Here is a 12,102-nt window from a genome sequence, read left to right on the forward strand (position 1 = left end):
CCCGTTCGGAAGGTGTCCCCGGGGCGGGATCTCCTGGGAGGGCGATGCTGATCCGATGAACGACAGGCAGCGGCGGCGGGAACGCTGGGAACGCCGGACGGCGACCCCGCTCGCGGTCGCCTCCGTGGCGTACCTCGCCGGCTACGCGGTCCGCGTCCTCGGTCTGGTGGACGTGCGCGACGAAGAGGCCCCCGGGAGATCCCCCGGGGGCCTCATGACCGTACGACCGTGCCCTGCGGTCAGACCTGGACGCGGTCCTCGACGATCTTGGCGATCTTCGCGATGGCCTCGTCGACCGGGATGCCGTTCTCCTGGGAACCGTCGCGGTAGCGGAAGGAGACGGCCCCCGCGGCCATGTCCTCGTCACCCGCGATGATCATGAACGGCACCTTCTGCTTCTGCGCGTTGCGGATCTTCTTCTGCATCCGGTCCGAGGAGGCGTCGACCTCCACCCGCAGCCCCTGCTTCTTCGCCTTGGCGGCGAACTCCTGCAGGTACGGGATGTGCGCGTCGCCGATCGGGATGCCGGTCGCCTGCACCGGGGCCAGCCACGCCGGGAACGCGCCCGCGTAGTGCTCCAGGAGCACCGCGAAGAAGCGCTCGATCGAACCGAACAGGGCGCGGTGGATCATGACCGGGCGCTGCTTGGTGCCGTCCGGGCCGGTGTACTCCAGGTCGAAGCGCTCCGGCAGGTTGAAGTCCAGCTGCACGGTCGACATCTGCCAGGTACGGCCGATGGCGTCCCTCGCCTGCACCGAGATCTTCGGGCCGTAGAAGGCGGCGCCGCCCGGGTCGGGGGTGAGCGGGAGGCCCTGCTTCTCGGCGACCTGCTGGAGGACCGAGGTGGCCTCCTCCCAGATCTCGTCCGAGCCGACGAACTTCTCCGGGTCCTTGGTGGACAGCTCCAGGTAGAAGTCGGTCAGGCCGTAGTCGCGCAGCAGGTTCAGGACGAAGGTGAGGGTCTTGTCGAGCTCCTCCGCCATCTGCTCCTTGGTGCAGTAGATGTGCGCGTCGTCCTGGGTGAAGCCGCGGGCCCGGGTCAGACCGTGCACGACGCCGGACTTCTCGTACCGGTACACGGTGCCGAACTCGAAGAGTCGCAGCGGCAGTTCCCGGTAGGAGCGGCCGCGCGCGTCGAAGATCAGGTTGTGCATCGGGCAGTTCATGGGCTTGAGGTAGTAGTCCACGCCGTCGTCGAGCTGCATGGGCGGGTACATGCCCTCGGCGTACCAGTCGAGGTGGCCCGACTTCTCGAACAGCTTGCCCTTGGTGGCGTGCGGCGAGTAGACGAACTCGTAGCCCTCCTCCTCGTGGCGCTTGCGCGAGTAGTCCTCCATGACCCGGCGGATGATGCCGCCCTTGGGGTGGAAGACGGCGAGGCCGGAGCCGATCTCGTCCGGGATGGAGAAGAGGTCGAGCTCGTTGCCGAGCTTGCGGTGGTCGCGCTTCTCGGCCTCGGCGAGGAAGTCGAGGTGGGCCTTCAGCTCGTCCTTCGACGGCCACGCGGTGCCGTAGATCCGCTGGAGCATCGGGTTCTTCTCGCTGCCGCGCCAGTAGGCGGCCGCGTTGCGCATCAGCTTGAACGCCGGGATGTTCCGGGTGGTGGGCAGGTGGGGACCGCGGCAGAGGTCCTTCCAGCACAGCTCGCCGGTCTTGGCGTCGAGGTTGTCGTAGATGGTCAGCTCGCCGCCGCCCACCTCGACGTTCGCGCCGTCGTCGGTCGAGGCCGAGCCCTTGATGCCGATGAGCTCCAGTTTGTACGGCTCGTCGGCGAGCTCGGCGCGGGCCTCCTCGTCGCTCACCACGCGGCGGGCGAACTTCTGCCCCCGCTTCTGGATCTCCTGCATCTTCTTCTCGATGGTCTTGAGATCCTCGGGGGTGAACGGCTTCTCGACGTCGAAGTCGTAGTAGAAGCCGTCACGGACCGGCGGGCCGATGCCCAGCTTGGCCTCGGGGAAGAGCTCCTGCACGGCCTGCGCCATGACGTGCGCGGTGGAGTGGCGCAGGATGTCGAGACCGTCCGGGGAGGAGATCTCGACGGGCTCGACGACATCGCCCTCGGCGACGGCGTAGGTGAGGTCCTTCAGCTCACCGCCGACACGGGCGGCGATCACGGACCGGTCGTCGGCGAACAGCGCGCCGGCGGTCGTGCCCGCGCTCACCGCCCGCTCCTCGGCTCCTGAGGCGGACTGGACGGTCACACGGACATCAGACACGAATGCTCTTCTTCCATAGGGCGCAGGCAGACACGAAGTGCCGGCGTCGGCGGTGCGCGGCAGAGACGAGGTGCCGCGTCGCCGTCGATCGTACCGAGCCCGGCCCCCGGGCCGCGAAACGATTACCGCCGGGAGCCCGGGGGCGCGCCCCAGCGGACGCCCCGAGCGGGCCCGCGGGCCGCACGGGCGCGAGGTCCGCTCCCCCGTCATTCGCCTCCGCAGGCCTCCTCGAAGAAGTCCAGGTTCTCGTGGAGCGACTTCATCAGCCGGTCCCGCTCCGCGTCGTCCACCTGCACCGGTACGACCCCGGACGCGTCGGTCAGCCGCCGGAACCCGCCCCTGCTCTCCAGGCGGCCGAGGACCCGGATCGGCAGCCCGACGAGGTGCGCGTGCCCCGCCGTGCGGTACGACTCCTCGTCCAGGGTCACCCTGACGTGCGGCACCTCCGCGCCGGCCAGGACCCGCAGCCGTACGGTGCCCTCCCCGCGCGGTCCCGAGCGGCGCATCCGGACCACGGCCCCGGTGATCCGTACCGGCACGGACGGCTCGCCGGTCAGATAGCGGGCGCCAGCCTCGCGCAGCGCGGGCAGGTCCCCGGGCGAGAACTCCACGGGCTCGGGCCGCGGGGCACAGCCCGCTGGCGTCCCGGCGGCGGGCGCCCACTCCAGCGCGACCCTGGCCCCCTCGGTCCCGCGCACCAGCGCGACCAGCGCCTCGGTGAGTTCCCGGCTCACCCCCGCCTCGACGGCGGCGTCGAAGGCCTCCATCCCGCCGGTGGCCCGCTGATAGTCGGTGGCCTCCCGGGCCGCGTACAGCGCGTGGTAGAGGCGTACGGCGATGGCGCGGCCCGGGTCGACGGGCACGAAGGCGGTCAGCCCCCGGCCCCCCTGGGCCGCCCCGACGGCGACGCCCTCCAGCGACGCCTGCGCCTGGCGGCGGTGCCGCGCGCCGTAGTACCCGGCACGGCCCCGGACGGCGAGGGCGCCGGCCAGCAGCAGCTGACGGGCGGCGGACCTCAGCTGCTCCTGGACGGTCCAGGGCACTGTGCCGGCGGGGCCCGGCGGGACGTCGCGCCACCAGCGGATCTCGTCGCTGGGCACGGTCAGCCCGACCAGCACCTCCCGCGCGGACGGCGCGGCGCTGCGGGCGAGCGCGGTGAGCGCCTCGCCGAGCAGGTCCTCGCAGTCGGGGAAGGCGCGGCTCTCGGGCACGAGGAGGCTCGTGGGCCCGGAGCCCGTCGCCCCCGGCGGGGTCCAGCGGCTGTACCGCCCGGCGGCACCGCCCCGCCGCCGCCAGCCGTGGCGGGCGAGGAGGGCGCCGAGGACGAGCGGATCGACGCGCCCGGGGTCCGGGACGCCCCCCGCCTCGGCCCAGGGGGCGACCGGTCCGGCGGGCGTCGACCCGCTCCCGTGGCCCGGGCCCGGTCCTTCGCCGGGCGGCGGGTGCGGGCGGAAGGGCGGCGTGACGGGTCCGTGGCCGTACCCGCCCCCGGTCCCGCCTCCTGGTTCCTCGATCGGCCGGTGCATCAAGGTCTCCCTCCCAAGCCGACCCGGGCCATGATCTCGCAGAGCGCCCGGTCGTCGAAGATCCGCGCCGTCGGGATGCGCACCGTGGTCCGGTGCCGTCCCGTGACCGGATGTCCGGCCAGGTTGATCCAGTAGCAGCAGTGCCTCAGGTCGAGCCCGTCGTGGCCGGCCCGCAGCCAGTCGTCCCGCGAGCGCGGGACGAGCATCACGACCAGGATCTTGTGCACCGAGACGGGGGTCCGCGCCAGCTTCACCAGGTGGTCGTTGTCGAGCGTGAACGAGAACGCCGCGGACGCGGGTCCCGGCGTCCGCGGCGGGAGCTGGTAGGTGCACTTGAGCTGCACCTTGATGGTCACTTCGTCGTCGACCGTGTGGCCGGGAGCGCTGTGGCTCACGTGCCAGTCGATGCCGTTGTCCGGAAACGGCTGCGACAGCGAGCAGCCCGCCGCCGCCGCGACCGCGTGCAGATAGCCCACCTGAAGCGTCTCCATGCAGGCGGTGGTGGCGAGTGAGCCGCGCAGTGGTGCTGCCCGCTGGGGCGGCAGCCCTCCCGATTCGGGCTGGGCGAGCGCCATGTCAATTCCCTTCCCCGTCATCTGTGTTGTCACCGGACGGCGTACGGCGCAAACAGCCCGGGTATCACCGATTCGGGCAGGGGGATCGCCATCTGCCTCATATGTGCGAGGAGTTCGGGGATGACGCACTGGTATGAAGGACCCCTGGCCGCATTCGACACGGAAACCACGGGAGTTGATGTCGAGGAGGACCGGATCGTCTCGGCCGCCCTCGTCGTCCAGGACACGGCGGGCGGACGCCCGCGGGTCACACGCTGGCTGGTCAACCCTGGGATTCCGGTGCCCGCCGCGGCCACGGAGGTACACGGACTGACGGACGATCATCTGCGGCGCAACGGGCGGTGGCCCGCGCCGGTGATGGAGGAGGTGGCACGGGCGATCGCCGAGCAGTGTGCGGCGGGCCGGCCGCTCGTGGTGATGAACGCGCCGTTCGACCTGACGATCCTGGACCGCGAGCTGCGCCGCCACCGCGCGTCCTCGCTGGGCCGCTATCTGGAGACCACGTCGCTGTGCGTGCTGGATCCGCGGGTGCTCGACAAGCATCTGGACCGCTACCGCAAGGGCCGCCGGACGCTGACGGATCTGTGCGCGCAGTACGGCGTGGAGCTGGACGGCGCGCACGACGCGGCGGCGGACGCGACAGCCGCGCTGGATGTCGTACGGGCGGTGGCGCGGCGTTTCGCGTCCCGGCTCGAACGCCTGTCACCGGCCGAGCTGCACACCCTGCAGGCGGTGTGGCACGCGGCCCAGGCGCGGGGCCTCCAGGCGTGGTTCGCGCGCAACGGGACGCCGGAGGCGGTGGATCCGGCGTGGCCGCTCCGTCCGGAGCTGCGGCAGGCCGCGTGAGGCTCGGCCGGCCCGGGGAATGCGGAAGGCCGGTCCGTCTTTCGACGGACCGGCCTCTCCCGGTGGGCGATACTGGGATCGAACCAGTGACCCCTTCGGTGTGAACGAAGTGCTCTCCCGCTGAGCTAATCGCCCGGGAACGGGTTGAACCATACAGGCCGGGACGGGCTTCGTTCAAACCAGCCGCAGCCGGGCGGCGAGCCCGCGCCGTCCCGCGCGCATCATCAGGGCGTGGTTGGCGCGGAAGACCGGCCGGCCGGGGACGGCGAGCCGGCGCATGAGGGGTCTGGTCACCTCGACCTCCTGCTCGTAGAGCGCGCGGGTGCCGGTGCCCGCGCCGGTGCCGTACGGAGTGAGGGTCCAGCGCGCCCAGCCCTCCAGGTCGCCCCGCAGGGAGGCCTCCAGGACGCCGGCGACGGGGTCGCCGCGCCGGGTCTCGACGGTGACGACCAGGTCGATCGGGAGGAAGGAGCGGAACCGGGCGGTGCCGGTGCGCTCGTCGAGGGTGACGACCTCGCGGACCTGGGGCCACCACTGGGGATAGTCCTCGCCGCGTTCGAGCACGGCGTAGACGGCGGCGGGCGGGGCGGCCAACCGCCAGACGCTGCGGAAGCGATAGCGGAACCAGTCCATGTCCCCAGTGTGTACGTACTCACGCCGGGATATGAGTACGTCCGCGCATGACTCCGGTTGTGTCCCGCGCCACACTCCGGCTATGGACAATGCCTTGCCGCCCGCGGACGAGCTTGTGCTCGTCGACCGCGAGCTGGCTCAACTCGACGCGCGCAGATCGCAGTTGATGGCCCGCAGGGCCTGGCTGCTGCAGGTGCTGCGGCAGGTCGCCGCGGCCCCGCACCCCGTGCCGCCGCGCCCGGTCGCTGATTCGACCCCGCGCAGCGCGCAGAACGTACTGCTGACCCTGGGCGGGGCGCTGCTGACGATCGCGGCGGTCGCCTTCACCCTGGTGAGCTGGGGCTCCATGGGGATCGGCGGCCGCGCCGCCGTGCTGTTCGTGGTGACGTCGGCGGCGCTGTCCGTGCCGGTGGTGCTGCTGCGGCGCGGGCTCGCCTCCACGGCGGAGGCGGTGGCCGCGCTGGGTCTCGCCCTCATGGTGCTCGACGCGTACGCGCTGCACCGGGCGGCGCTGACCGGCACGGACGCTCTGGCGTACGCGGCGGTGGCGTCGGCGGTGCTCGCGGGCGCCTGGGCGGCGTACGGCTCGGCGCTCGGGCGGCTGCGGGTTCCGCTGCCGACGGCGGTGGTGGCGGCTCAACTGCCGCTCCCGCTGGGCGTTCTGGCGGCGGACGGCGGCCCTCTGGCGCTGGCCTGGGCGGCGCTCGCGACGGCCGTGCTGGATCTCGCGGTGGTGCTGTGGATGAAGCCGGCGGCGGTACGGACGACGGCGTGCGCCGGCGCCGGTGTGCTGGGTGGATGGGCGCTGCTGACGGGCGCCCGGCTGTCGCTGACGTCGCCGATACCGGCGGGGGCGCTGCTGCTGGCCTGCGCCGCGCTGGCGCTGTGCCTGGCCTGGCGCGCCGCCCGCGTGGCGGTGGCCGGTTCGGCTGTGGCGGGTCTGGCGGCGGTCGTGGCGGTGGGCGGTGTGCTACGCGCGGTGGTCCCGGGCGACTGGGTCGTGGCCGGATACGTGCTGTGTGGGGTGGCCCTGGCCGGGGTGCTGCGCTCCTCGGCGCCGCGTGCGGTGAAGCTCGGTCTGGCGGGCGCCGGCGGCGGGGTGCTGGCCCTAGGCGTGGCCTGGGCGCTGCCGCCGGCGGTGGCGGCGCTGGTGACACCGGCGGCGCGGACGACGGAGGTCTGGTCCGGCGAGCACGCGGCGCGGTACCTCACTTCGTACCCCTCGACGGCTCCGCTGGTACTGCTGCTCGCGACGGCGGCCCTGGCTCCGGTGCCGCGCCTCCGGGCCCGCTGCGGCGCGCTGTTCCTGGCATGGGCGACGCTCACGGCGCTCCCGCTGTCCCTGGAGCTGCCGTACGCCGCCACCGTGAGCGCACAGCTCCTGACCACGGCGGCGGCGCTGTACGCGGCGATCCGGCCGGGGATCCTGACCCGAGGTGTGCCGGTACCGGCACCGGGCCCTGCGGCCGGCCGCGACGGCCTGGCCACGGCAGCGGAGAGGGGGACCACGGACGCCGAGCGGGCCGACGCCGGAGCGGGCGAACCGGAACCCGGCCTGCCGACCGGCGCGGGCACCCGGCGCGAGTCCGACGCACCCACCGACGCCGAGACCGTCGGCCCGGAGCCGGCCCTCGGGACCGGCGCGGGCACCCGGCGCGAGTCCGACGCACCCACCGACGCCCGGGCAGACGGACCGGAACCGGCCCTCGGCTCCGCCGCGCCGGAATCCCCGCCGGCCCACTCCGGCGGCCCAGGCTCCGGTACGGATTCCGCGGGCGCCCCGCGCGGGTTCGGCGCGGCCCGGCAAGGGTGGGGGGCCGGTGGTACGACGGCGGCCGCCTCCCGGGCGGCCTCGCCCGGAATGCCGCCCCGCGAGGTCCTCGCCTGGAGCGGGCTTGGCTGCGGTCTCGCCTCCGCGGCGAGTGCGACGGCTCTCGCTCTCGACACCCGGGCGGCCACCTTCGCCGCGCTCGGCGTGCTCCTCGGCCTTCTCACCGCCGTGGCGTTCCTCGCCGACGGCGCCCGGCGGGCCGTGGCCGCGTGCGCGGCGGTGGTCGCGGCGACCGGGCTCGTCCTCGCCGGGGCGGCGGCCTCGGAGCTGGCCGACCACCACACCGCCCTCGCCCTGCTCGCCGTCCCGGCGGCGACCGCCGCGGTCGGCGCGCGCCTGCGCCGGCACCCGGTCGCGCCGCCCCTGGAGATCACCGGCGCGGCCGTGGGTCTGCTGTCCCTCGGCTTCGCCGACTCCCGCCCCGCCGTCCTCGCCCTCGTCCTGGCCCTGGGCGGAGTGATCGCGGCGGCGACGGCGGTACGGCCCGAGCGGCGCGTGCTCGCCTCCTGGACGGCCGCCGGCCTGTTCCTCCTGGCAACCTGGGTGCGGCTCGCCGTCTGGGACGTGGAGACCCCGGAGGCGTACACGCTGCCGGTCAGCGTGCCCGCGCTGGTGGTGGGCGTCCTGCGCCGGCGGCGCGACCCGGAGGCGTCGTCCTGGACGGCGTACGGCCCCGGCCTGGCGGCGACGCTGCTGCCGAGCCTCGCCACGGCCTGGGCGGACCCGCACTGGACGCGTCCGCTGCTCCTGGGCGCGGCGGCGCTGGTCGTGACGCTGCTGGGGGCGCGGTTCCGGCTGCAGGCGCTGCTGGTCCTCGGTGGTGCGGTGCTGGCCCTGGACGCGCTGCACGAGCTGGCGCCGTACGTGGTCCAGGTCGTCGGCGCGCTGCCGCGCTGGCTGCCGCCGGCGCTGGCGGGCGTGCTGCTCCTGGCGGTGGGTGCGACGTACGAGCAGCGGCTGCGGGACGCGCGCCGGCTGCGTGAGCGGCTGGGTCGGATGCGCTGACGCGCCGGCGGTACGGGGAACGCCGAAGGCCCGGAGACTGCGAACAGTCTCCGGGCCTTCGATCCGGGTGGTGGGCGATACTGGGTTCGAACCAGTGACCTCTTCGGTGTGAACGAAGCGCTCTCCCACTGAGCTAATCGCCCGGGCGCACCGCAAACATTACCGCATGTCAGCGGCTGCCTCCGACCGTGGGAGGGTCACTGCTTTATCGTCCACGGCATGACGAATCCGACCTTCCAGAGGTAGATCGCGACCAGTACGGCGACGATCACGAGACCGGCGGACGTGAGGATGATGTTGCGGCGGCGGACCTTGGGGTCGAGCGCGCGCTGCGCGGCCTCGGTGACTTTCCGCTTCGTCCAGCGGAGCACCAGCTGGGCCCAGACGAACTCGGTCGCCCAGATCGCCATGCCGGCGAAGATCACGAGCCAGCCCGGCCCGGGCAGCGGCAGCATCACGACGCCGGCGCCGACGACGGCGAGGCCCACGATGAAGACGCCGACCTGCCAGCTCAGGTGCAGGGTCCGGCGGGCCTTGATGTACTCGGGGGCGCGGGATCCCAGCGGGGCTTCCCCGTCCGCCGGCGACCCCCCGGTGCGCTCGTCACTCTCCGCATTCATGGGCCCCAACTTACCGGATTCGCCGCCGTCACCAGAATGGCGGTATTACCCAAAGTTACACACGCCCATACGAGCTACCTGAACGATCACAAAACAGACAGAGGGGTTTACAACGGCACCGTAGGTGGCATGTCGATTTCGCCGACGTGCGAATCCCCGAGCGCACACTGAGCGAAAGGCCCTGGCGCTTATGAACACCACGGTCAGCTGCGAGCTGCACCTGCGCCTCGTTGTGTCGAGCGAGTCCTCACTGCCTGTACCCGCGGGCCTGCGGTATGACACGGCCGATCCGTATGCCGTGCACGCCACCTTCCACACCGGAGCCGAGGAGACGGTCGAGTGGGTCTTCGCCCGCGACCTTCTCGCCGAGGGGCTGCACCGGCCCACCGGCACCGGCGACGTCAGAGTCTGGCCGTCCCGCAGTCACGGTCAGGGCGTCGTCTGCATCGCGCTGAGCTCCCCCGAGGGCGAAGCCCTGCTCGAGGCCCCGGCGAGGGCCCTGGAGTCGTTCCTCAAGCGGACCGACGCCGCCGTGCCACCGGGCACCGAGCACCGGCACTTCGATCTCGACACGGAGCTCTCCCACATCCTGGCCGACAGCTGAGCCAGGCCGAGAGCCGCACGGCGCCGTCCGACTCGGGGAGACGGCGCCGCGCGGACAACCCCATACGGCCGACATCGGCGTCCTCCCCGCGCAGCCGGCGCGGGGAGGGCGCCGATGCCCCTTTTCCGGGACGTCCCGCGTCATCCCGGCCCGCCGCCGGCCCGCCGGAGCCGGGTTTCGGCCCCGTTCCGGCCCGCTTTCGGACCGCTCCCGGCGGCTCGGGACGGAGCCGCTAGAGTCAGCGCAATCCCGCGGGCGCCCGCCCGCAGCCGGCCAGGGAGCGAATCGTGCTGATCCCCCACGACACCCGGATCGCCCTCGACACCGTCGTCGATCTGGTGAACACCGCGCCGCAGAGCGACCGCGACGACGCGCTCGGGGACCTCCCGTCACTGCACACCTTCGTCCGGGCCCACGACATCAGCGACGTGGGCGAGCTCGACGACGGGGACCTGCGAGCCGTGCGGGACGTCCGCGCGAAGTTCGCGGCCGTCTTCGCCGCGCCGGACGCCCGCATCGCGGCGACGCTGATCAACCAGCTGGTCGCGGCGGCGGGCACGACGCCGCAGCTCACCGACCACGACGGCTACGACTGGCATGTGCACTACTTCGCGCCGGGCGCCTCGGTCGCCGACCATCTCGCCGCCGACTGCGGCATGGCGCTGGCCTTCATCGTCGTGGCGGGCGAGCAGGAGCGGCTGCGGCGCTGCGAGGCGCCGGACTGCGGCCGCGCCTTCGTCGACCTCTCCCGCAACCGCTCCCGCCGCTACTGCGACAGCCGCACCTGCGGTAACCGGCTGCATGTGGCCGCGTACCGGGCGCGCCGCAAGGAAGCGGCCCGCTGATCCGGGACCGGGCAGCCCTCACAGCAGGAAGAGGTCGTGCACGGAGGCCATCAGCAGCAGACAGCCGATCACCGCGAGGAAGATCATCAGCGGCGGCTGGGAGAGCGCGAACAAGCAGCCGCGCGGTTCTTCGGTGGGGGCGGGGAGGTGATCCCGCGAGGTATCCAGCATCTCGGGGGCGATCATGGCGCAGCCCCGGCCGGGACTGCCCGCAACACGCCCCTCGGAAACGGGCGTTCATCACATCCCGTGGACGCTCCGGCCGTCAGATCCCGTGCTTCTTCAGAATCGCCTCGATGTCGCTGAAGTCGTCCGCGCCCGCCGTCTCCTTCGGCTTCGGGGCCGCACCCCGCTGCCCCTGCCCGAGGGAGGGCGCGGAAGCGGCCGGCGCGACGGCGTCACGGCGCTCCCCGCCGCCCGTCTCCTTGCGGCCCCTGCCTCTGCGGCGCTCGACGGCGCGCGTCGTCGTGAAGAGCAGCCAGGCCGCGCCGAGCACGCCGAAACCGGCCCAGGCCGTCGGACTGAAGGCCGTGTCGAAGGCCCACTGGACCGCCCCGGTCATGACCAGGCCGACCGGCACCAGGGCATAGGCGGCGATCCGCGCCGCGGCGAGGAAACGCCTGCGGTACGCCGTGATCGCGGCGATGGCAAGGCCCGCCGCGGACACCGCGGAGCAAATGGTCTCGGCAAGCATGCGATCCTCCAGGCCCCGCGGTGACAGGTCTCTTCCATCCTGCACCGGACAGGCCCGCGGCGGCCACGTTCCGGGCGACCTCAGGGAGATCTCCGGGTCTTCCCCGGGGTGATCTCCTCCCCCGGTCCCGGTTGGGCGCGCCGCGGGGGGCTGGGAGACTGCTCCCATGAGCGACTCCACCACCACCCCCGCCTCCCCCGTCGTCCTGGAGGCCTGGTTCGACCTCCAGTGCCCCGACTGCTTCCAGGCCCTCGACGACGTGCGCGCGCTGCGCGAGAAGTACGGCGACCGGATCGACGTACAGCTGCGGCACTTCCCGCTGGAGAAGCACAAGCACTCCTACGCCGCCGCCCAGGCCGCAGAGGAGGCGGCCGCGCAGGGCAAGGGCCGGCCGTACGTGGAGGCGCTGCTCGCCAGGACCGCGGACCTCCGGGACCGTGGCGAGCCGGTGCTCCTGGAGGTCGCGGCCGAATTGGGCCTGGACGCCGAGGAGTTCGACACCGCCCTGATCGACGGCCGGCACCTCCTGACCGTGGACGCCGACCAGGCGGAGGGCAAGGCGATCAAGGTGACCGGCACGCCGACCTACATCGTCGCGGGCGAGCGCCTCGACGGCAGTAAGAGCCAGGAGGGCCTGCGCGCCCGCATCGAGGAGATCATCGACCGCCTCCTCGCGGGCGACACTCCCTAGGGGATGTCTCGCCGAT

General features: G+C 73.1%; 12 protein-coding genes and 2 tRNA genes. 5 read left to right on the top strand and 9 right to left on the bottom strand.

Translation table 11 applies throughout. The features are described 5' to 3' along the window. Positions 1-239 precede the first annotated feature (239 nt). The 3 genes from thrS to ACF06X_RS25110 form a co-directional block, all read right to left on the bottom strand. Positions 240-2,216, bottom strand: a complete 1,977-nt coding sequence (gene thrS / locus ACF06X_RS25100; RefSeq protein WP_392289551.1) for a threonine--tRNA ligase — start codon at positions 2,214-2,216, stop codon at positions 240-242. 206 nt (positions 2,217-2,422) lie between these two features. After that, positions 2,423-3,742: a hypothetical protein gene (locus ACF06X_RS25105; protein WP_392289552.1), complete on the bottom strand. Its 1,320-nt coding sequence runs from the start codon at positions 3,740-3,742 to the stop codon at positions 2,423-2,425. Beyond that, a complete protein-coding gene (locus ACF06X_RS25110; protein WP_392289553.1) occupies positions 3,742-4,317 on the bottom strand; it encodes a DUF4365 domain-containing protein in 576 nt (191 codons plus the stop codon). Before ACF06X_RS25110 ends, ACF06X_RS25105 begins: the two co-directional genes overlap by 1 nt. Before the next feature lie 120 nt (positions 4,318-4,437). Here ACF06X_RS25110 and ACF06X_RS25115 point away from each other — a divergent pair, with 120 nt between their 5' ends. Continuing rightward, complete coding sequence (locus tag ACF06X_RS25115) at positions 4,438-5,163, top strand: 3'-5' exonuclease (RefSeq protein WP_392289554.1); 726 nt, start codon at positions 4,438-4,440, stop codon at positions 5,161-5,163. 63 nt (positions 5,164-5,226) lie between these two features. On the opposite strand, the gene ACF06X_RS25120 is transcribed toward ACF06X_RS25115, so the two are convergent. Together ACF06X_RS25120 and ACF06X_RS25125 are read right to left on the bottom strand one after the other, a co-directional pair. Beyond that, positions 5,227-5,298, bottom strand: a tRNA-Val gene (locus ACF06X_RS25120). 39 nt (positions 5,299-5,337) lie between these two features. Continuing rightward, positions 5,338-5,796, bottom strand: coding sequence for an SRPBCC family protein (locus ACF06X_RS25125; protein ID WP_392289555.1), 459 nt, complete (start codon positions 5,794-5,796; stop codon positions 5,338-5,340). An 82-nt stretch (positions 5,797-5,878) separates the two neighbouring features. Between ACF06X_RS25125 and ACF06X_RS25130 the strand changes: the two genes are divergently transcribed. Beyond that, complete coding sequence (locus ACF06X_RS25130; protein ID WP_392289556.1) at positions 5,879-8,632, top strand: SCO7613 C-terminal domain-containing membrane protein; 2,754 nt, start codon at positions 5,879-5,881, stop codon at positions 8,630-8,632. 68 nt (positions 8,633-8,700) lie between these two features. Here ACF06X_RS25130 and ACF06X_RS25135 read toward each other — a convergent pair. Beyond that, positions 8,701-8,775: transfer RNA gene (locus tag ACF06X_RS25135), tRNA-Val, on the bottom strand. Positions 8,776-8,829: 54 nt separating this feature from the next. Next, positions 8,830-9,252, bottom strand: coding sequence for a TIGR02611 family protein (locus ACF06X_RS25140; RefSeq protein WP_392289557.1), 423 nt, complete (start codon positions 9,250-9,252; stop codon positions 8,830-8,832). Between the two features lie 190 nt (positions 9,253-9,442). Here ACF06X_RS25140 and ACF06X_RS25145 point away from each other — a divergent pair, with 190 nt between their 5' ends. Together ACF06X_RS25145 and ACF06X_RS25150 are read left to right on the top strand one after the other, a co-directional pair. Then, positions 9,443-9,856, top strand: coding sequence for an SsgA family sporulation/cell division regulator (locus ACF06X_RS25145; RefSeq protein WP_015032345.1), 414 nt, complete (start codon positions 9,443-9,445; stop codon positions 9,854-9,856). A gap of 287 nt (positions 9,857-10,143) precedes the next feature. Beyond that, on the top strand, positions 10,144-10,701 hold the full coding sequence (locus tag ACF06X_RS25150) for a CGNR zinc finger domain-containing protein (RefSeq protein ID WP_392289558.1): 558 nt from the start codon (positions 10,144-10,146) through the stop codon (positions 10,699-10,701). Positions 10,702-10,719: 18 nt separating this feature from the next. Here the strand turns inward: ACF06X_RS25150 and ACF06X_RS25155 are convergent, their stop codons facing one another. Beyond that, the gene (locus tag ACF06X_RS25155; protein ID WP_392289800.1) at positions 10,720-10,887 is read right to left on the bottom strand and encodes a hypothetical protein; all 168 of its coding nucleotides are present in this window, start codon (positions 10,885-10,887) and stop codon (positions 10,720-10,722) included. Positions 10,888-10,966: 79 nt separating this feature from the next. Then, the gene (locus tag ACF06X_RS25160) at positions 10,967-11,395 is read right to left on the bottom strand and encodes a hypothetical protein (RefSeq protein WP_392289559.1); all 429 of its coding nucleotides are present in this window, start codon (positions 11,393-11,395) and stop codon (positions 10,967-10,969) included. A 166-nt stretch (positions 11,396-11,561) separates the two neighbouring features. Here ACF06X_RS25160 and ACF06X_RS25165 point away from each other — a divergent pair, with 166 nt between their 5' ends. Next, entirely contained in the window at positions 11,562-12,086 is a 525-nt protein-coding gene (locus ACF06X_RS25165) for a DsbA family protein (protein ID WP_392289560.1), read from the top strand. Positions 12,087-12,102: the final 16 nt, after the last annotated feature.

It is taken from the genome of Streptomyces sp. NPDC015346, from assembly GCF_043078785.1.
GTDB lineage: Bacteria > Actinomycetota > Actinomycetes > Streptomycetales > Streptomycetaceae > Streptomyces.